15 protein-coding genes and 1 pseudogene are annotated in these 20,465 nt (G+C 38.3%); 8 read left to right on the top strand and 8 right to left on the bottom strand.

The features are described 5' to 3' along the window. Positions 1 to 177 precede the first annotated feature (177 nt). Positions 178 to 2,250, bottom strand: coding sequence for a M13 family metallopeptidase (locus tag LUA91_RS07075; protein WP_231425329.1), 2,073 nt, complete (start codon positions 2,248 to 2,250; stop codon positions 178 to 180). Between the two features lie 200 nt (positions 2,251 to 2,450). Between LUA91_RS07075 and LUA91_RS07070 the strand changes: the two genes are divergently transcribed. The 5 genes and pseudogenes from LUA91_RS07070 (at position 2,451) to LUA91_RS07055 (ending at position 7,055) form a co-directional block, all read left to right on the top strand. After that, the gene (locus LUA91_RS07070) at positions 2,451 to 3,257 is read left to right on the top strand and encodes a DUF6597 domain-containing transcriptional factor (protein ID WP_231425328.1); all 807 of its coding nucleotides are present in this window, start codon (positions 2,451 to 2,453) and stop codon (positions 3,255 to 3,257) included. Positions 3,258 to 3,297: 40 nt separating this feature from the next. Next, positions 3,298 to 3,585 (top strand): annotated as a pseudogene (locus LUA91_RS20725) (aminoglycoside 6-adenylyltransferase). Positions 3,586 to 3,782: 197 nt separating this feature from the next. Next, the gene (locus LUA91_RS07065) at positions 3,783 to 4,166 is read left to right on the top strand and encodes a nuclear transport factor 2 family protein (RefSeq protein WP_231425327.1); all 384 of its coding nucleotides are present in this window, start codon (positions 3,783 to 3,785) and stop codon (positions 4,164 to 4,166) included. Between the two features lie 447 nt (positions 4,167 to 4,613). Continuing rightward, a complete protein-coding gene (locus LUA91_RS07060; RefSeq protein ID WP_231425326.1) occupies positions 4,614 to 5,423 on the top strand; it encodes an AraC family transcriptional regulator in 810 nt (269 codons plus the stop codon). Positions 5,424 to 5,480: 57 nt separating this feature from the next. Continuing rightward, entirely contained in the window at positions 5,481 to 7,055 is a 1,575-nt protein-coding gene (locus LUA91_RS07055) for a S41 family peptidase (RefSeq protein WP_231425325.1), read from the top strand. Positions 7,056 to 7,287: 232 nt separating this feature from the next. On the opposite strand, the gene LUA91_RS07050 is transcribed toward LUA91_RS07055, so the two are convergent. The 3 genes from LUA91_RS07050 to LUA91_RS07040 form a co-directional block, all read right to left on the bottom strand. Next, positions 7,288 to 8,364, bottom strand: coding sequence for an AI-2E family transporter (locus LUA91_RS07050; RefSeq protein ID WP_231425324.1), 1,077 nt, complete (start codon positions 8,362 to 8,364; stop codon positions 7,288 to 7,290). Between the two features lie 361 nt (positions 8,365 to 8,725). Further along, positions 8,726 to 9,010 carry a TIGR03643 family protein gene (locus tag LUA91_RS07045; RefSeq protein ID WP_231425323.1) on the bottom strand — a complete coding sequence of 95 codons (285 nt, stop codon included), beginning with the start codon at positions 9,008 to 9,010 and terminating at the stop codon, positions 8,726 to 8,728. Between the two features lie 156 nt (positions 9,011 to 9,166). Next, positions 9,167 to 9,787 carry a MarR family winged helix-turn-helix transcriptional regulator gene (locus LUA91_RS07040; RefSeq protein ID WP_231425322.1) on the bottom strand — a complete coding sequence of 207 codons (621 nt, stop codon included), beginning with the start codon at positions 9,785 to 9,787 and terminating at the stop codon, positions 9,167 to 9,169. 555 nt (positions 9,788 to 10,342) lie between these two features. Here LUA91_RS07040 and LUA91_RS07035 point away from each other — a divergent pair. The 3 genes from LUA91_RS07035 to LUA91_RS07025 are packed head-to-tail and all read left to right on the top strand — an operon-like array spanning position 10,343 to position 16,426. Continuing rightward, positions 10,343 to 13,630, top strand: coding sequence for a SusC/RagA family TonB-linked outer membrane protein (locus LUA91_RS07035; RefSeq protein ID WP_231425321.1), 3,288 nt, complete (start codon positions 10,343 to 10,345; stop codon positions 13,628 to 13,630). A gap of 18 nt (positions 13,631 to 13,648) precedes the next feature. Then, the gene (locus LUA91_RS07030) at positions 13,649 to 15,079 is read left to right on the top strand and encodes a SusD/RagB family nutrient-binding outer membrane lipoprotein (RefSeq protein WP_231425320.1); all 1,431 of its coding nucleotides are present in this window, start codon (positions 13,649 to 13,651) and stop codon (positions 15,077 to 15,079) included. After that, the gene (locus tag LUA91_RS07025) at positions 15,080 to 16,426 is read left to right on the top strand and encodes an MFS transporter (RefSeq protein ID WP_231425319.1); all 1,347 of its coding nucleotides are present in this window, start codon (positions 15,080 to 15,082) and stop codon (positions 16,424 to 16,426) included. A gap of 104 nt (positions 16,427 to 16,530) precedes the next feature. On the opposite strand, the gene LUA91_RS07020 is transcribed toward LUA91_RS07025, so the two are convergent. The 4 genes from LUA91_RS07020 to LUA91_RS07005 are packed head-to-tail and all read right to left on the bottom strand — an operon-like array spanning position 16,531 to position 20,462. Beyond that, positions 16,531 to 17,361: a glycosyltransferase family 2 protein gene (locus LUA91_RS07020; RefSeq protein ID WP_231425318.1), complete on the bottom strand. Its 831-nt coding sequence runs from the start codon at positions 17,359 to 17,361 to the stop codon at positions 16,531 to 16,533. Continuing rightward, a complete protein-coding gene (locus LUA91_RS07015; protein WP_231425317.1) occupies positions 17,351 to 18,382 on the bottom strand; it encodes a glycosyltransferase in 1,032 nt (343 codons plus the stop codon). Before LUA91_RS07015 ends, LUA91_RS07020 begins: the two co-directional genes overlap by 11 nt. Further along, a complete protein-coding gene (locus LUA91_RS07010) occupies positions 18,379 to 19,443 on the bottom strand; it encodes a glycosyltransferase (protein ID WP_231425316.1) in 1,065 nt (354 codons plus the stop codon). Before LUA91_RS07010 ends, LUA91_RS07015 begins: the two co-directional genes overlap by 4 nt. Then, positions 19,440 to 20,462 (bottom strand): glycosyltransferase, encoded by a 1,023-nt coding sequence (locus LUA91_RS07005; protein ID WP_231425315.1) that lies wholly within the window; start codon positions 20,460 to 20,462, stop codon positions 19,440 to 19,442. Before LUA91_RS07005 ends, LUA91_RS07010 begins: the two co-directional genes overlap by 4 nt. Positions 20,463 to 20,465 lie beyond the last annotated feature (3 nt).

The following is a 20,465-nucleotide window of genomic DNA, read 5'->3' as shown; positions in this document are numbered from 1 at the left end:
TTCTTTTAAATGGATTTGTCTCGTAATACGACTTATCCTTCAATTAGTTCAAGAATGTTAAGATGAGACTTCTTGCTAATGCTATATCCAAGATTCGCATTTGAATCAATTGGAATGACCATTTTGTTTAGCCCATCAATTAATTTACAATTAGCATTGTATCGCACTTTTGGAAGCCTACCATATGCGTATGCGCTCATTTGGTGACAAAAAAAGTTTATTTTTTGGATCAATAGAAAAGGCTTTGTACCAGGCATCAATGTTTCTGACCACACCGTTTACCCGGTATTCAGCAGGCGCATGGTAGTCCCGAAGTGTTAAACGATATGCTTCAGGAGTGTACAAAGAACGGCTAACTTGGGCTAGTGAAAGGAAATACCGCTGGTCTCGAGTGTATCCATCCATAACAGGCGAATTTCCCTTATCTTTAAGGTAGAGCTGATAGGCATCGTAGGCTACAATTGCACCTGTTAGATCGCCAATATTTTCGCCTAATGTTTGTTTGCCATCAACTTTAATGCCATCAAATGGAGAAAAGGAATTGTATTGTTCAACCAATTGGGCTGTACGCGTCTGGAAAGCCATTCGAGTATTTGTTGTCCACCAGTTCCGTAACTTTCCGTTACCATCAAACTTTGAGCCTTCATCATCAAAACAGTGACCGAGCTCATGTCCGATAATTGCGCCTATAGCGCCAAAGTTTACAGCTGCATCCGCGTAAGGGTCAAAAAATGGCGGTTGCAATATGCCTGCTGGAAATTCGATTGAATTGTATAGTTTACTGCTTGTTGCGTCTACTGTTTGCGGAACTTGGTACCATTCCTTACTGGTAAACACTTTTTTAAGCAAAGAGCGTTCATAATCCCAATTTACCTGTGCTATCAGGCGTTCGTTGTCAATGGGATCGTCTTTTTTGAAATTAATTGTTGAATAATCAGGCCATTTATCTGGATATCCAATTCTAACAGTTACAGAATTAAGCTTATCTATCGCCTCCCTTCTGCTGCTTTCATCTAGCCAGTCCAGGGATTCCATTCTTAATCTGAATGCGCTGCGGACATATCCCATTAATTCTTGGATACGTTTAAGGTAATCATTGTTAAAATACCTTTCTACATATAGCTTTCCCACAAGCTGGCCTAAACGGTTATTAACATATAATACTGCTTTTTTGTCCCTATCTGTGTCTTTGGATATTCCATTGAGCGTAGTCGAATAAAAATCAAATTGACTTTTTCGGAACCTGGTTGGCAAAAGGGTTGAATGGTTTACTACCCAGTGGAAGGCGAGATAAGATGCCCATATATCCACCGGAGTGGCAGAAAATAGCGCTGATTTTGCCTTAATTGCTAAATCCGTCTGCAATACAACTTCACTAACATTAGCAACCTTTCTTTCCTCAAGGAATACTTTCCATGGAAAACCCGGAGCGTAAGAATCTAGTTCTTTAGTTGGCATTTTGCGAAAATTGATTTTGCTGTCTCTCAATTGTGCGGGTGTCCATTGCATAGAAGCCAGCCTTGTTTCCAGTTCAATGATGTCACTTGCACGTCTTTCCGCATGAATAACCCCAACAAGGTTTAGCACATGTGTTATATATTCCTTATATGCCTTTAGATAGCCAGGATAAGGTCCATCTTCTTTTTGATAGTACATTGGGGAGGGGAGACCGATGCCACTTTCGCTAAAAGTTACCAGAAATTTGCTCCTGTCGCTGATGTCGGGCTGGGTATGGATTGTTACAATAGAAAACGATTTTGGATTGGCCATCCATTTCGCAATACTATCGTGGCTCTTGATTGAAAGTATGCGATTAACTTCGCGTTCAATAGTCTTTGTTCCAAAAGTCTCCATTTGAGCGGTATCCAAGTAGCCCTGATAGAGTGCTCTCAATTGTTGAAGCGGTTTTGAGGATATTTTTTTATTTGATTCCATAGTAATCAAATCCGCTATCCTTTCATTTACTGTTTTTTTAACCTCACTGTAGTTGCTCAGACCAGAGGAACCTGAAGGAATTGTCTTAGTTGTCAACCAACCTTCGTTTACAAATCTGTAGAAGTCATCTCCTGGTGCAATCTTTCTGCTTATGAATTGTGTCTCAACGCCCCAATTCCCAAATATAACTTTATTACTGACGTTCGTTTTTGATTGAGCACCTACATCAGTATTATTAAAAACCAATAAATAAGTAATTGCACCTAAAACAATATTCTGATAATAATTGCTATATTTCATTTTTAAGCTCTGCATGGAACGAAGTTATCGCTAAATCTAAGTTTATGATTGTAAAAATGCGAACAGTAAGCAATAAAATCCAATGATGCCGATCAGTTCCGTTATTGCCACTTTGAAAATGGATCACTTGATCTCCGGGAAATTTTAGGGCTTGAAAATAGGTCAAGATTTTGCATGTTGAAATCCATTAATTCATTGCAAATTTAAGGCTAATTATGATGTTTAAATACGAAGAGTACGAAGTCGATAAAACACTGTCATACTTTATTAAAAAACTCTGGATTTTGGATAATTCGACTAATTCTGTTGAGGTAACAGGAAAATCGGTTTTACCAAACGGGTGCTTTAATATCGCTGTGGTGCAGGGCAATGGATTGATGGTTACGCATCAAGGCCGAGAACAACATTTAACGCAAGGGACTTATTTCTGTGGACAGATGACCGAAGCCATAAGCGTAACAATCACAAATGGGTCTAAGGCGACTATGATCCAGCTCCATGCCTGGACACCAGTACATTTTAGTTCCGTTGATATGCACCAGTTTCATGACCAGATAGTGCCATTCGAATTAGCTGGGATAGATTTGGATTTGATGAGTAAACTGCCGGGACAAAACGCTCAAACCATCTGTCAAAATATTTCCTTGCTCTTTTCACAAAATCTAACTGTTAGTGTCTGCAGCAGACTGATATATTTGGCCGCCATGATCTTATTAAATAATAAAGGTTGTTACCCCATCGAAAAGTTGGCTGAAGATATAAAATGCTCATCGAGATACTTGCAAAAAATATTTAAAAAACATGTCGGACTAACACCCAAACAGTTTGCGGTCATCATCAAATTACGTTCCGCGGTAGACGAAATCGCATATCCGCAGCCGGAACAATCATCCTTTATTAGTATGGCAATCGATAATCATTTTTATGATCAGGCTCATTTTAACAATACCTTTAAATCAATAGTAAAAACTTCACCAAAAAAATTTAATCCTCCTGATTACTTCCTTTCTTTAAAGAAGTGATCACCTTATGACCTCGGAAGACCGGTAGCTACTATTTTTAATACCTCTGATTGAATGGTATATTTCAAGTTTAAATGACTGGAAGGTAGGTACAAATAAGCAAGGAAGATTTTTTAAAAAGTATATTCCAGAGGATTTGTAGAAAAAAATTACTGCTACCTTCTCTGGATCAAACATTGAAGAAAACTGGTTATCATTATTTGCTTACGCGGATATTACGCATAAATTGGGAACAGAATTGGCGGAGTCATTGAATTATCATTATCCAAATGACCTGGAAACGAATATCCGTAAGTACATAATTAGTATTAAGGAAAAAAATAGCTAATGGAAATCTGTTATCCTGAGATTGTTTCGATTATTATAATGATAGTACTTCGTAAAATACTATGCGATAGTTTTGGAGCCATATTATTTTCATAATTTAGATACTGAGTTAGGGAGAATCTTTTAGAAATTAAATGATATACTGTTTTAGTAGATAAATGCCTGACAAGATATATTTTATCAGATTTACCTTGATACATGATGGATACTATAATAACAACAGACAATATTCTAGCACTTGAAAATGAACTATATGGTGCAATTAAAGATAGAAATGTCAAGTTGCTTGATGAACTTCTTCACGATGATCTGCTTTTTATTGTGCCAAGCGGTGAAATTATCACAAAAAATATGGATATAGATAGCTATAGGGAAGATAATTTAAGAATTAATGAACTTCTTCCAAAAACTGAAAATTTAAATATTATCGGTGACACAGCAGTCATTACCGTAGTATTGTTGCTAAAGGGAGAATATAATAAGATACCTTTTGAAGCAAAATATCGCTATATCCGGTTTTGGAAACAACTTAAAGATGGAATAAAAGTTATAGGAGGAAGTGGAATAGCTATTAATGATTAGAATTGTGCATGTGCATAAGATCTATGTCCTGTATTTGGTTTTTAGGAATACGCTCATGTTACGAGACTGTTTAAGTGAATTCCACAAAAGTTCAAAAAAAGAAATTACGATATATAGAATTTATCAGACCATAAACTGGATCATCAACAGTTAATGTTACAAATGCCGACGTTATGAAATCTAACGGATGATGAGTTGAATATAATGGGGGCAATGAGCACCTCTCTTTCATTCAATAGGAAAAGATGTAAAAAAAAATTCAACACAGTAAGCGATGAGCAAAAAACTAAAATATTGATCAACTGCGATCTTGAAAAATCTTTTTTGACATTCGAAATATATCGTGATGAAAAGTTAAATCATCCTGTTATTTTTGTGTGATTTTGTTGTCCTAAATCATTGCCCGCACAAACAATGGATGCTATAATTATTAAACCCAGGAATGAATTGCTGAAGAAATTTGTTCAATATTTTTTATTCTTCAGAAAGCCAGATGCCGGGCTTGTGAGTTATTCCACCTTTCCAAACAACAACCTTTGCCTTGCTATTTACAAGGAAAATAAAATCGAGTACACAAGTGATTCAAAATCAAATCATTGCATTGTTTCAAAGGATTCATCCAGTTTCAAAAGCAGACTATTTGGTTTCCACAAGATGCCTTTTCATGTCAATGTACATTCTGCCCTTGATCAGATTTGTATCTTATTTGAACCAGCTGCCTTAACAGCTTTTACCAATGAATCTTATCAGGATCTGTTGAGTGCAGATCATGTATTTGATATATTTGGACGCAACAGTCATTTTTTACTGGAAGAAATATTTGACGATGAAGATCTTTTTAAAAGAGCGGAGAAATTAGAACATATCCTAATGTCGAACCTAAAGATCAGGCAGCCTGAAAAACTTAAAGAAGCACTAGATTTCATCTCAACTGGTAGCGATCATCTAACTATTGATATGCTGGCGAAAAAACTTGGCATTAGCCCGCCCACGTTATTTCGCCTGTTCAAATATAATGTTGGTCTAAATCCTAAATCCTATATCAACACCAATCGCTTCAGGAATATTCTTAATGAAATTCTTCAGAGGAAACAGGCCTTAACAAGTGTTGCCCATGCAAATCTTTACTATGATCAGGCCCACTTCATAAAGGATTTTAAAGCATTTTCCGGTTACTCTCCAAAACAGCTTATAAATAAAATTTCCATAGAGCAGAACAATCTGGCATGGATTTACCAAAATAAAAATCATCGCTGAACGATTTTTACAATTTTGAGAAATTCCTCTTGAGTTTCTTTGTAAAAAAAATAACAGATGAAATACCTTGTTTTAATAATGATCTCTTTTCTTGTGGCTGAATGCACCAATGCCCAAGCCCAGGTTACGAATACGGAAGACTTGCCAAAAATAACTTACGCTCAAATGCTAAGTGAGCATGATTCGCTTGTTTCCTATATCAAACAAACGAGCCCGGTTATATATTACAATAAAGAGGTAAGGGGAATTGACTTTAATCGGTACGCCAGACAGCTTAAAAAAAAGATCACGCCCAAAACATCAATGGGTGAGTATCTGCAGATTATTAAAAAGACGCTTAACGTTTCGCAAGACGGCCATACCAGTCAGCTAAATGCTACTTTGCTTGATATTGTTAATAAATATTGGGTACCCGCTAAGCTAGTATCCTTTGACAGCGCAAGTACTGTTAATATGTACAAATATGTTAAATATTTAAAGGAGGCCTATTATGCTAAACCTGAACTGAATTTAATTTATACATCAGGAGAATATTATAATCTGCTAGCCTTTAATTATAAGGGGAAAAGTTATCCATCTGGCATGAAGTTGCTGAGTTGCAATGGCAAAAGTATTCATGATTTTGTGAAGACACTCACTACACTCGTTTCTCCATTACGTTGGGACAGGATGAGGAATAGGGTATACGATGAAAATTTTTACTGGCCGGCAGAAATCTATAAAAATGGTACGCTCAAACTTGTTTTTGCCGATAAAAACAAAAACAGGTATAATTTGCACATCGCTAAACAGGATACGGTCACTTATTTAACCAAGAAAAGCAACGACTATGGCTATTTTAGCCAGACAGATACCGTAGTAACACACTATTTTGAGAAGTCGGGCATATTTTATGCTAAAATTCCTGCCATGAGGGAAGAACTGGGAGATACGATTAAACGTAGGATGGCTTTGGTTTTCGATCATCACAAGGTGAAAAGTATCGTGATCGATATCAGAGGAAATGGTGGAGGAAGTGATAATACCTATAGCAAATTCCTAAGGAAAATCGTTCGTGATACCTTAAAGAAAAAGGTAGTGGTAGCCAGAAATTTCAGCCCTTACATTCAGGCACATTACCATATTAACAGGGATTCTGTATTAAAGAATAAAACCTTCACTTTTGATCCTGGTGTACCCACGCTAAAATCGCCGGAAATGTACTACATTAAACAGAATTTTAATTTTGTCGTACCAGATACTTTAACCTTACCCTTTGATGGAAAAATATATGTGCTTCAGGATAAATTCATCTATTCCTCGGCCAGCAACCTCTCCAGCCTGGCAAAGAACAGTGAACAGTTGGTTAGCATTGGAGAAACGCCCGATCTTCTTGGTGGGCTTCAGGCCAGCACACTGATGATCATGCTGCCTTACAGCAAATTCATTTTCAGGGTAGAACCTCAGATTGATTTGACAGACATTAAACGAGTGGGTGATATTTTTCAGAATCATGTGGAATATCCTGTTCAATATACCATTGAACATTTACAATTACGGACAACGACTAAAGAGCATATTTATGGGAAAGATTTTCTTGAAAAGCATGATCCGATGTTTGAAAAGGTATTGGAACTGGAGCACAAAAAATAATGTCAATACACTTCTTGAAACGCTATTGGCGACAGGCAACTGATCTGTTTTAACGAAAGTTTCTATTGCAAATGGAATTAATATAATATCTTCAACTGAATCTCTATTTTTAATGCAATATAAAGAAGAATAAAATCAAGCTGCCCAGATCAATCTGAATCGGGTGGTGCTCTCTTATTTTAATTTCCTGAATCCTTCTCATAATCAAAAATCGATGCTATTCTATTAAAAATTAAGCTTCAATGATTTTCTGGGTTCGATTTTCCAGTTCAGGATCTTCTGGAAATTGTTTTAGGTAAAATTCCTCATAATAAGCTTTTATTATAGCAGATAAAGGTGTGGCCAACAATGCACCAATTAAACCGAATGCTGCCGCTCCGGCTAGTAGCATAAATAGACTTGACATAGGATGGATGTTCATTGTGGAAGAACGTAGTTTGGGCATTAAAAAATCTGAGATCAGTTCATTGAGTATTAAAAAGAATATCAGGCACCATAGCGCTGTCATTCCACTAACTGATAATGCGACTAATGTAGGCGGAATAGCCATAATATAGAATCCTAATTTTGGTATCAATTCTGAGAAAAAAGCAAGTGCTGCCCACACCAGGGCTCCGGGAACTTCCATCCAGGTTAAAAAACAATAAACTACCACCGCCTCAATCGTTCCTGCAATCACATTTGATTTCATCCAGCCTACCAGCATAATCGAAGTATTTACAATAGCATTTGCTGCTTTATCTCGTTTTTCTACAGGAAATAATGTAAGATAAAGTTCTATCAAAGGCTTAGGGTTACCAACGAAAAAAACTATCATACATATGAATACGATAAAAATAAATAAGTTACTAAATAATGAAATAGAAAAGTTTCCTATGCCCTTTACAACATTGCCAATTGATGGTATAGCAGAAGAGATTGAAATTTCACTTTGATCAATTTGTTTTTGTAGCTGGGGGAAATTATTGATTAGTTTGTCTATGTAATCAGTTACTGCTTTATAATATACGGGCAAATCTTGTAATAAGCTGTTTAGTTGAGTAATCAACTGTGGGATGACTATCCTAAAAAGCAAAATGGAAATACCAAAAATTATACTGAATACAATTAACGATGCAAGCCACCGCTTAAGCCCTTTCTTTTCTAATTTATTTACTGGGGCATTAATGATAAGACCAAACACAACGGCAAAAATTGCAATCAATACTACATTTAATATCTGATGAAGGAACCAGAGCAAAATAATTAATCCTGCGGTATATAATATTAATGATGTTAGGGTCCGAAATGAATTGTCATTGGTTTTCATGCTAATGTTTATTAAATTATTGTAAATGGCATTTGTATTGTTTATCTACAACAACATAATAAAATGAAAAAGGATGTTAAAAAGAGATTAAAGTTTTACAAAAGCGATGATGAGCATGGCTGATGATTGCAAGGCGCTGATTATCAGTCTTTGATTGATACGCCTGATTTTAGCTATAAATGAGAGTATGGAAATACACGGTACGTTTAGGAGAGATGACATCAATAACTACGGTCGGTGAGGACAAATCAATTTAGAATTATCAATTCAAGATTCCATGAATAGTTGATGATTTGATCAACTATAGAGATTGCACTGATTTTTTTGTCGGAATGTTGGGTTTAAGTTCATCCCGATATCGCTAACGTTTGGTGATTTTGTTATTTGAAATTGTCCGCTGACGATCGCACTTAAATCTAGAATTTGTATAATTTCTCAATGCCTGATGTTTGGTCGATCTGCCTGTCATTCGTTTCCGCCACATTTTAAAACTTCGCTCTTTCATTTCATGCCTCATCAGCACAATAACTTCCTGGTGGTTCAATCCGAATTGTGTTTCAATGGCATCAAATGTTGTCCGGTCTTCCCAGGCCATTTCTATAATCCTGTCTATTTCTATTGCTGATAATTTATTGGTGTAATTCATTTCCCAGTAATTATTTTGATTAAGTTTTTTTATTCTTGCTCATTGTACTTCAGTTATCTGATGCTTTTCTGTTTTACACATTTGTCGCTGCAATTTGTCAGCCTAACCAAAATCTTCTCAAGTTAGTTAACAATCAAATCTAATTTTCGTTCGATATCATTTTCCAATCTTTTCAAAATTTTGAGCAAAATGAAAATCTTCGAGTTTTTGAAGCAGGGAAATCAGCTGAATTTTCTCATCAAGGTCTAGCGGGGTTGTAACATTTGCCGATGCCATCCTGATTTTTTCAATACTTTTGTTCAGCTCCTGCGTTCCTTTTACCGATATGCTCAAGATCATATTGCGTTTATCTGTTCCGGAAGGTTGCTGGCTGATCAAACCTTTATCTAAAAGTCGTTTAATAATAAGTGTTCCCGCCGGCTTATCATGTATATTTTCTTTTATTAGCGCTGATTTAGTCATACTCCCAACAGATTGAAGATTAATCAGGTATATGAATTCGTCGGGCGTTGAAAATGAACTATTGGTTATGGCAGCCTTTGCCTGAACTTTAGCATATCTGTAAAGATGAACGAGTGCAGTATTAATCACGCTATCCGCCGAACGGCCATTGGTCTTTCCAGTCCATTCGCCTTCTTTAGGTTTTTGGACTTCTTCTGCAGCGTTTTGTGTACCATTCCATGCTAAAAAAGAATTTAAATCATCTTTCGCATCCACGCAGCTACTCTCGTAAGTTTTTACTAATGATAGTAGATCATTTATCAGTTTATACATCATCGTTTTATAATAATGGTTTATAATTGATTTATGCTGAATTTTATCTTTGCGAAAATATAGTTTTTAAGTTTCACTGGCTTCCATTTAAAGAAAATAATATGTCTGGTGATCCAATTAAGTTTATTTCATCACTAAATGTGTGGTTGCCAGCTAATGTCTTTTGGTTTTTATCTCGTCAAAAAAGTGTTGCTCCAAATCCCAAAGTCTGCATCATGTGTTGAAATTATTTCTCAATAAGATTACCAAAACCGATTTCCAAATTATTTGTATATTTATAATCTAATTTATTTAAATAAAGTTTATAAATATACTATTTTTGTTTGATGATTATTTCGAATTGCAACATATGTGGAAAGTGAAATAGTTGTTAAAGGAGTACGAAACAATTTGTGCCGATCTACTTAACTTAATATAATTGCTAAATTTGTTCGAATTTTATAATAATGACATAGCTATAAGCTAAAAAAATTAGTACAGCAATGTGTTGTTTCATTCCTTAATGATACAGAGCCTGCAGCAGTTTTATAAAATGCGAAAATCAGTAAAAAATCACCTATGAATAAAAAACTACTCATTTTAATTTTCTTCATTTTTTACTTATCCTGCCCAATTTTTGCGCAGGAAAAAGTTATATCCGGAACCGTAAAAGAAGCAGAAACTAATCTCGTACTTCCCGGTGTAACTGTAAAAATCCAGGGCACATCCCAGGCTACTACTACCGATAAAAATGGCTTTTATAGAATTGTTTTGTCTGGTGGCGGGGAAACTATCGTTTTTTCAATGATAGGCATGACAGAATATAAGCAATTGATCGGGAATAAAACATCAATCGATGTTTTGCTTCTTTCTGATTCAAAACAGTTAGCTGAAGTGATCATCAACGCAATTGGTATTGAAACCGAAAGGGATAAGTTTGGCTCTTCCGTATCTACCATCAAAGGTGCGGCCATTGCCAGCTCCGGTGAAACAACACTACTTACGGGAATCAGCAGTAAAGTTTCCGGTGTTTTAATTACCAGAAATGGCGGGGATCCAGGTTCTGGTGGTTATATACAAATCAGGGGGCAGAATACCATTAATGGAAGTGCTCAGCCATTATTTATTGTTGATGGGATACCGGTAAGTAATGCCAGCGACAATCTTGGAACCGCTGCGGGAAATGGCATCATTCAGCAATCGAGAATCAATGATATAAATCCGGAAGACATTGAGAGTATGGAAGTTCTTAAAGGGGCCTCAGCTGCGGCGCTTTGGGGAACAAGAGCTGCAAACGGAGTGGTGATTATTACCACAAAGAAAGGAAAAAACACCAATGGGAAAGTCAATATTGTATTTAATTCTACCTTATCGCTTGATAGGGTAAATAAATTACCTGAACTGCAAAGCACATATGGGCAAGGTACTGGTGGATTTTATAACCAGGGTGACAAATTAAGTTTTGGTGATCTGATCTCCAGCCGGACAGGGGCAAGCGACACCTATATCACCAATCCTGGCGCTGCCGGCTACCAGGGATATACTGTACTGCAGGATGGAAGCATCAGATATGCTATACCTGCCGGAAATGCGGCTAATCCCCATGGAGGTAAAAATAGTAGGGAAGTTTTCGATCGATATGGGGATATTTTCCAAACGGGTCATTTTCTGGATAATTCACTCGCTTTAAGTGGGGGCGATGAAAAGTCAAATTTCTTCATCAGTTATGCCAATTTAAGTCAAGATGGGATTATTAAATCATTAAGTGAATACGACCGTAATACGGCTCGGGTTAACGCCTCAACAAGATTTAACTCCTGGATCAAAGCCTCTGTAAACCTTGGTTACACAAAAGCAAAATCGCTAAGGGTTCAGGAAGGAGATAATGTGGATGGTTTATTATTAGGTACCACAAGAACCCCTGCAGATTTCAATAATTCGCTTTATCAGGGTAGCTACACCAATGCTTCTGGTGAGGTTTTGCAAAATGCGCATGTATCTTACCGTAATCCGTTGGGAAAGGATTTATCCACTATTTATTCTAATCCGGTATGGAACATTAATAATAACAGGAACAGCAGTAATGTCGATCGTCTGACCGGAGTTGTAGAAATCGGATTAACACCAGTTTCCTGGTTAAATATTACCGGCCGCTCTGGAATTGATAATTATGTTGATGATAGAACTGAGCGTTTCGCGAGAAACTCAGCGCTTTTTCTTAACGGATATTTGTCGAGAAGCCAGGTTTCTGAAAAGCAGTTTAATACTGATCTTTTTGCTGCTGCCAATAAAAAATTCAATGATGATTTTGGTGGTACATTATTACTCGGCGTTAACTATAACAGCAGGAGAAGAGCGACACAATCTGACGCGATATCGAATTTAATCGTGCCAACAGCGCCCGACATTCTTACTAATGCACTAAATTCAAATCTTTCTGCAAGTAATTATAGTTCCTTAATCCGGACTTATGCATATTACCTGCAAGCAGATTTAGAAGCCTATAATATGTTTTATCTAACATTGTCAGGAAGATCGGAGAGTGCTTCTACTTTTGGTGCACAGGCTAACAATACTTTCTTTTTCCCTTCTGCTGCCCTGGCCTGGCAACTTACCAAGATCAAAGGGCTTGATGATATACCTTTTCTGAATTTTGCCAAGCTTCGCCTTACCTGGGGACAAGTAGGAATTCAACCTCAGCCGTACCTTAATTTTACAACGTTTAGTCCGGCGGTATATGGTGACACTTTTACCCGTGGGTTATCTTCTGTAAGCAGTTTGTATGGAGGAGGCTATGTTAGAAGTTTGACCGAAGGCAATGACAACCTGCGCCCCGAGCGAAAGACCGAAAGTGAGATTGGTTTAGACCTTAGGATGTTCAATAACAGGTTAAATGTTTCAGTAACCGCTTATACCAATCAAACCAAGGACGTGATCCTCCCGATAAATGTGCCTAGCGAAACAGGTTTTGCCATCAAAAATGCAAATGCTGCTGTGCTTTCGAACAAAGGTCTGGAAATTGACTTTAATGGAGATGCATTGCGCCTGGGTGATTTCAGATGGAATCTATCAGCCACTTTCGCGATGAACAGAAATGTGGTAAATTCCCTTGCGGGAGCCAGCGTGTATACCTTACCTGATAGTTATATGCAAAATGCTTCCCTGATTCCAGGTCAGCCTTTCGGGATTTTTTATTCAACAGACTTTTTGAAAGACGGTAACGGTAATTATATATTGGATGGCAACGGTTTTCCACAGGCAGGTATCAGCAATGAAATTATTGGTAATCCAAATCCTAAATGGCAGGGCGGTCTGGGTAGCACTTTTACCTATAAAAATTTTTCGCTTTTCGTATTATTCGACCGCATTGCAGGAAACGATTTTTTTAATGGAACCAGGGGTTCTTTATACAGTATAGGAACACATGGAGATCAGGGGCAAACCGTTATTTCTCCAGCTGGAGGGCTGAAAGATGTTACTGGAAAAGTAATCGCCGCAGGCACTTCTTTTCAGGGACAAATAAGGGATTTTGGTGCGGGTCCTGTAGCCATTAATCAAGCCTGGTGGCAGGGAAGGGGTTCGGCATCCAATTCAGCATCTTATAAACAGTTTGTGGAAGATGGAAGTGCCTCTAGAATTCGGGAAGCTACTTTGAAATATTCTTTCAATGTGAAATCAATTAAATTTTTATCCAAGCTATCGGGCATTGACTTAAGCGTAACAGGTAGAAATCTGGTTTTATGGACAAAATACACAGGAACCGATCCGGAAGTAAATGTTTCCGGCGCTGGATTAGCCCGTGGCCAAGATTGGTTTACCAATCCAAATACCAAATCTATTCTTTTTTCTTTGCAGGTAAAATATTAATCAATACAACAAGTTATGATGATGAAACATATACGGATAACTTTATGTGTGTTTTCAATGGTTCTTACCATTACAATCACAGGGTGTAAAAAGTTATTTGATCAACCAGATATTAATAGTAACCCGAATGCGGTGACAAATATCGATTTGCCCACACTTTTTAGCGGAACATTACTGGGTGTATCCTTGTTGCATGAGGATACAGATGTCCGTATTGCCAGCATGTGGTCTGGACAGCTCAGCGGGCTCAACCGGGCCCATCTTGGCTATGCTCAATATATTGTATCCTCTCAGAATTTTTCCTGGAATACCATCTATTCGGTAGCTGGTCAGGCAAGGCTGATACAGCTTAAGGCCGATTCAGTAGGCAATAAGTGGGGAAAGGGCTTGGGTCAAATCCTTGAGGTGCTCGCTATTCAAAAAGTTGCAGATTTGTACGGTGATGTTCCTTACAGCCAGGCGTTTGATGGCAAAACTTATCCAACACCTGTATTTGATCCGCAACGTGATGTATACAAGTCGCTGTTGAATGTTTTGGATGATGCCATTAAAAATCTGTCGGTAACCAGCGGCTCCGCTTTCCCTACAAAGGATTTTATTTATAAAGGTGATGTTTCCAAGTGGAAAGCTGCTGCCAATACTTTAAAGGCAAGACTTAACCTTCATTTGGCGAATTATGCAGCCGCTGCCGAATGTGCCAGACTTGGAATTGGTGTATCAGGCGATGCATTCGTGCCACACGGAAATAGTATAGGTGTAGACATAAACCAGAACTATGATTTTTTTGCGGTTTCCCGAACCGGTGATACCGGTTTTGATGGAGCTTACTTGCCTGTATTACTAAAAAGCAGAATAGGCTCATCCAATACCAAAACAGATGAAACGGCTTTGTATAATTTTTTCTTTAAGGTAGGAATTACTGCTACGGGTAGTTTGGATCCGAACACTGTAGACGGTGCCTTCGTATTAAATGCCTCGCATCCGATAATTACTTATTGTGAAAACCAGCTGATTCTTGCTGAAGCACTTGCTCGGCAAGGTTTATTGGAAGATGCGGTGGTTGCGCTCAATACCGTACGCAGCAGGTTTAGCACTGGTTTATATAATGGTAAGACTTTGCCAACCACTGGTAGAAAATATGATCCTTATATTTTGTCTGATTTTGGAACAAATGGTCTTGCCAATCCCACAGCATCAGGCAGTATTCAATATGCATTGTTGTACGAGATTGTTGTTCAGCGCTACATTGTACTATTGATGCAATATGAAGTATTTAATGATTATCGGAGACTTTCCTCTGCCTTACCAGTAGTAGAATTACCTATTCCATTAAAAACAGGTACTAAGAAACCAAACCGGTTAATCTATCCGCAGACGGAGATTAATACTAATCCCAATGTACCCAAACCTTTACCAGACCAGTTCACGAAAGTAGCACTCTTCAATTAAATGGAATTGATTAAAAAAAGAAACTTGCCGGCACTTGCAGATAGTGCCAAATGGAGATATTTCAATTTTATAGCCCTTTATTTTGCCGAAGGCTTACCTATGGGGATGCTCTTTATCGGCATACCGGCATGGATGGCCATGAACGATAAAAGTATTGTGGAGATCGGTAGTTTTGATGTGGCCTGTGCATTGCCTTGGACCTTTAAATTCTTTGTTGCGCCATTAATGGACCGCTACACTTATCTGCCCATGGGGCGTAAAAGGCCTTGGGTAATCTTATGCCAAACAGGGTTATTTCTAAGTATGCTTGGCTTTGCTTTTGTACCAGACCCCTTAAATAATGTGCACCTATTGGTTATCGGAGGTTTTATAGTTTCTATTTTTGGAGCCTCACAGGATGCTGCTACCGATGGTTTGGCTGTTGATACAGTACCTGCCGAGGAACAGGCTAAAACAAATGCTTACATGAATGGATCGAGAATGATTGGCAGTTCGTTTGCACTTACCATCGGAACTTGGTTGTTAACGGATTATAACTTCACGATTTCTGTATTGGCAATCGCAATATTGATTGGAATTATAATCTTTGTGCCTCTTCTCTTGCGAGAACAAATATCGGAGCGGTTATTTCCATGGAGCACGGGCGAGCCTGACAACAATAATGAAAAGCTCCAGATCAATAGCTGGTCAGCCATGGTGAGGTCGCTGTATATGGCTTTCAGTTTAAAGAATTCTTTCTTGCTCGGACTATTGCTTTTTACTTCGCAGGGCGCTTACAATTATTTCGAGAAGTTGCTCCCAATTTTTGCAGTTAAGGTGAGTGGCTGGACAAATGTATATTATTCCCATGTTTTTTCAATCGCCGATCTTACCGGTGGTATATTGGGTATATTGTTGGGAGGCTGGCTAATCGATAGGTTCGGGAAAAAAAGAATGATCTATACCTACATGTTTTTCATTTGCATCGAAACGCTGTTGCTTGTATTTATGAATAAATATTGGACCAACGTACCATTCCTTTATGGATTCATTGTTATTTACCGTTGGGTTAATGCTTTTGCCAAGATAGGTGTATTCGCAATTGCGATGCAGTGTTGTTCAAAAAAGGTTTCTGCTAGCCAGTTTACCTTTTACATGACTATTGGAGCACTAGGATCTATGGTTGGTGCTGCACTGATTGCTCCTGTTAAATCTTTCTTCAGCTGGGAAATTTCTTTTGCAATATTTGCCATGTTGATGTTGATCAGTGCATTGATTTTAAGGTTATTGAATTTCCACAAACTGGAACAACAGATTTCTGATCTGGCAGATTTAGATAGCGAGAGAGTGGCAGTGGGTGTATCTTAGGCATTTGAATATATATTGATAAGTATTTATCGGACACCTAAGCTGTTTATTTAGCGATAATGATTAGCACACTTTCTGCCCATAATCTTATTGGCTATCCGAAATTAATATGGATCTTTCGATATACTATTTTTGATTTGGATAGCCGAGGGATATTGAAGGATAGTAACCTGATCTACTGGACCGATCTTAATCAGTCCCATGTTTTCAAATGCTTTAAGCCAACGCATCATGGGTAAAACGTGCCATTTCTGTTTATAGCGAACAGCATTTTTGATAATGGAATCAAAATGGTTTAAAGGTGGATCATATTTATCATGATATTGATGTAAGATATAATCCCGTACAAAGATCAGCTGGATTCCTAATTGATGAAACTTGGTAGCGAAATCCGTATCCTCTGCGCCATAACCTATAAAAGATTCATCAAAGCCGCCAATCTTATCAAATGTTTGTTTTCGAATGGCAAATATTAAAGACCAGAATTGAAGATGCTCAACGGGCTGCCCGGAGAGTATTTTTTCCCTGTTAGGATGTGCTACCGCCTGTTGCTTTAAAACATTATAATTTCCGGTATTGGGAAGTATAGGCAGATAAAGTGGATAGGCAGTAATAACATTTTCTGCATTTAATCCTGCTAACATTGGTGAGAAAAGGGTAGGTGATACGATGCAGTCTACGTCGATAAATATAATATTTTCGGTTTTAGTGGCACTTATCCCAATATTTCTTGCAACAGCTAGGGGTAATTGATGGGGTCCGGTGATGCGATGAAAATATACATTTAATTTATCTGGAGCAGGCAATTCTTCCAGATCATCCATACAAACCACCTGGATATCAATGGGAAGCATCGAGGCTGCATTTATTGATTCTAAGAGATTGGCCAACTGCTGCCTACGTCCTTTAACAATGGTTACAATACTAAATTCCATACCATTCATTCATTTTTTGTGCTATATCCGCCGCTGCTGATGCATTTACTAAGTTCTTAGAGATTGGCCTAAATGCCTTTGCTTTTTCTATCGTCACTTTCCATTGCTCGGCATTAAAATCCTCTCGTGCTAAAAAGGCAATTTGATTATTAAATAACATGTCTGCATGCACTGCCTGTTCATTGTAGGGTCTGGACTCTGGAAGCAGGATCAGGCGTTTATTGAGTGATAAAAGTTCCGCAATGGTGTTTTGGCCGGCTGCCGATATGACGATGTCACCGGTTGTCGCCTGGCTGATATCTTCAATAATACCCAACTGGTTGCAATTCTCACCTAAATCATAATGCCGTTTATTCCCTATAATCGTGAAATTCGTGTCTGGATTATGTGTTATTTTTTTGATCACCTTTTGATCGTAATTGTCAGAGCCTAAAATTATAGTGATTTTTTGAATGTTGGAAGGAATAACATGTTGGATTTCTCTAATGGCGTATTTGGATAAATATCCGCTGTAAAATGTTTTTGCTGAATACCGATAGTCGGGTTGCTCCAATATTTGAGGAAAGTGAGCAATGATGTGATCTGCCAGCTCGTGTGCAAATACCTGTGTTGGGTCATTCGATATATTTCCCGGCAAATGAACTAATACTACTGGCACACCCATTCCCCGAACCATGATAGCCAGCTCAGGAACACCATCGCAGTAAAATACCTTTGGCCTATAGTGTATAATGGCATCTGCCAAGGCTCTGGCTCTATTTGCAGCCTCTTCCTTATAAGGGGTTACTTCAAAAGCTTGAGAAAAAGTATGCTCCGGGATCTCATAGTCAATAGGATACTTTGGAGGAAGTTCGAGGACAGCGACCTGATGTACATTTTTTAAACAGTTGGTGATAGTGGCGTTTGTGGTTACAGCAATGACATCAAAAAAGACAGACAACGCAGGTAAGAGCATATTGAAAGTTGCCATATGGCCATTGCCGTGTGCGTGGACGAAATAGAATATGGTCGGTTTTTTCATGATGTGATTTTTGTAGCCAGGCGTTCATATAACTTTACATACTCACCAGACGTCTTTTTAATATTGAAAGTCTTAGCGAAATCTCTGCATTCGCGTGGCGTGGCATGTTTAATGTTTTCTAAGGGGATGATCAGGTCCTGCCATCGTTGTGAATCAACTGCTATGGAAACTTGTTTATTACGTAGTTCTGGTGGTATAGCGGTTTCAAAACCTATAACAGGTATTCCACTCGCCAGCATTTCTATTGTACTCAGCCCGAAAGGCTCCTCCCAGCTGGCTGTGGCCAGGTAGGCGAAAGCGCCTGCGGCAAATTTGTTTAATTCCTGCTGGTTTAGATGCGAGATATACTGAATACTTTTGCTAAGCTGTGGCTGGATAAAGTCGTTGAAATATTGCTGATCGAAGATTGGTCCGATGATCTTTAGTGGCTTTTTTAAATGGTTGGCAAGGTGGATAGCCGCCTCAACGTTTTTTTCTTTTGTGATTCGCCCACTCCAAAGCAAATAGCCTTCTTCCGAATTTCGATCATACATTTTCCACTGGTCTAGATCAATTCCATTCAAGATCACTTCAATATCCTTTCCCAGTGATGGTTCCCATCTTTCGCTCATCCGTTTTGAAATTGCGATAGGCAAGGCAGGTGCATGCTTAACGAAAAATTTATAGATCAGCTCAAATTTTTTGGTTGGAGGCAAATGTAATGTCAGTATACTCGGAATTTTAAACAGTGCACCCACTGCGTATATCTCTGGGATAAAGGAATTGTAATGGATAATGTCATAATTACCCACATCGAACATACCAAACTGTAAGCTTTGATAGTGCTGCTGTCCAAGCCACTCAGCGCAGGGGCGGTAGGCATCATCTTTCATGCTCAGCGGGCTTTGCGAAAATTCAATAACCTGAAAAAGGTTTTTTTCATCTGCGTCTTTCGCAATTACATCAACACTATGGCCCAGAAGCACCAGTTGGTTTGCATGCGCAACAATAAAGGCTTCGGTACCGCCATTATAAGGTTCTCGAAGCGTAATAAATGGTCCTGCAACCAAGAGTATTTTCATAGGAGTTCCTCAAAATAGCTGATGTACCGTTTGGCCATCTTCGTTAAAGAAAATTTTTCAGCATGTAGCCGAACTTTATTGCTTTCCAAAGGAATTGCAGTTTCAATTGCTTTGATTAGGGATTTTATATTCCTTTGATCTGCAGTAGCCCCGCTATCGATATTTATCAATTCCCGAAAGGCACCGCGGTCAAACCCTGCCACTGGTACACCCGAAGACATGGCCTCGATATTGGTAAGGCCAAAGGGTTCTTCCCAGCGAACAGCATTTACCATCACAGTCGCCCCACTCATATGAGCGTGTAGATCAGACTGTTGAAGATGGCCAAGGTAAGTGTCTTTTATCCTAATTCGGGGTTTTATTTGTTCATCAAAATATTTCTTATCGTCAACTGGTCCGGCAAATTTCAAAGGTATACCCATTTCATGTGCTGCATCAAGTGCGATGTCTAGCCCTTTTGCAAGGACAATTCTTCCAAACCAGAAAAGATATTCCCGCCGGTTGCGGATCATTGGCCACTTATCCAGGTCTACGCCATTATATATAAGCTTTGAACCTCTGTTTAAATAAGGTCGCCAGGTTGCTTCGAATGATTTTGAAGGTATCACAAAATGAAGGTTTTCAGCGCCTGAACAAATCGTGATTGCCGCCTTCAATTTGCTGATTGGTGGGGTATGTAAGGTGGTTACAACAGGAATAGATGCTTTTACTCCCCAAATTATGGGCAGCTCATGGGTCGAATTGTTGTGAACGACATCGAATTCATTCTCCTCAATAAATTTCAGTATCGATAGGTATTCATCATTCTCATATATCTCGAAATGATCATCCATACGATATTCCTGACCATAAAAACCTTTAATATTTAGTTCTGGATCACTATCGACATGGGCAAACAAAGTGATTTCGTGCCCCAGTCGGATATATTCTTTACATAAACTATGCGTAAAAGACTCTAAACCACCACGAAATGGCTCAGCGATTGGAAGTCTGGTTTTGGCGATAACAGCAATTTTCATATG

Origin of the sequence: Pedobacter sp. Leaf250 (genome assembly GCF_920984735.1) — a bacterium.
In the GTDB taxonomy this organism is placed as follows: domain Bacteria; phylum Bacteroidota; class Bacteroidia; order Sphingobacteriales; family Sphingobacteriaceae; genus Pedobacter.
This window is presented reverse-complemented; position numbering and strand designations above follow the sequence as displayed.

Bases quoted from the DNA above. Each gene is read 5' to 3' on its own strand.
- LUA91_RS07075 (WP_231425329.1), bottom strand. From the start codon at position 2,250: ATGCAGAGCTTAAAAATGAAATATAGCAATTATTATCAGAATATTGTT.
- LUA91_RS07070 (WP_231425328.1), top strand. From the start codon at position 2,451: ATGATGTTTAAATACGAAGAGTACGAAGTCGATAAAACACTGTCATAC.
- LUA91_RS07065 (WP_231425327.1), top strand. From the start codon at position 3,783: ATGATGGATACTATAATAACAACAGACAATATTCTAGCACTTGAAAAT.
- LUA91_RS07055 (WP_231425325.1), top strand. From the start codon at position 5,481: ATGAAATACCTTGTTTTAATAATGATCTCTTTTCTTGTGGCTGAATGC.
- LUA91_RS07050 (WP_231425324.1), bottom strand. From the start codon at position 8,364: ATGAAAACCAATGACAATTCATTTCGGACCCTAACATCATTAATATTA.
- LUA91_RS07045 (WP_231425323.1), bottom strand. From the start codon at position 9,010: ATGAATTACACCAATAAATTATCAGCAATAGAAATAGACAGGATTATA.
- LUA91_RS07040 (WP_231425322.1), bottom strand. From the start codon at position 9,787: ATGATGTATAAACTGATAAATGATCTACTATCATTAGTAAAAACTTAC.
- LUA91_RS07035 (WP_231425321.1), top strand. From the start codon at position 10,343: ATGAATAAAAAACTACTCATTTTAATTTTCTTCATTTTTTACTTATCC.
- LUA91_RS07030 (WP_231425320.1), top strand. From the start codon at position 13,649: ATGATGAAACATATACGGATAACTTTATGTGTGTTTTCAATGGTTCTT.
- LUA91_RS07025 (WP_231425319.1), top strand. From the start codon at position 15,080: ATGGAATTGATTAAAAAAAGAAACTTGCCGGCACTTGCAGATAGTGCC.
- LUA91_RS07020 (WP_231425318.1), bottom strand. From the start codon at position 17,361: ATGGAATTTAGTATTGTAACCATTGTTAAAGGACGTAGGCAGCAGTTG.
- LUA91_RS07015 (WP_231425317.1), bottom strand. From the start codon at position 18,382: ATGAAAAAACCGACCATATTCTATTTCGTCCACGCACACGGCAATGGC.
- LUA91_RS07010 (WP_231425316.1), bottom strand. From the start codon at position 19,443: ATGAAAATACTCTTGGTTGCAGGACCATTTATTACGCTTCGAGAACCT.
- LUA91_RS07005 (WP_231425315.1), bottom strand. From the start codon at position 20,462: ATGAAAATTGCTGTTATCGCCAAAACCAGACTTCCAATCGCTGAGCCA.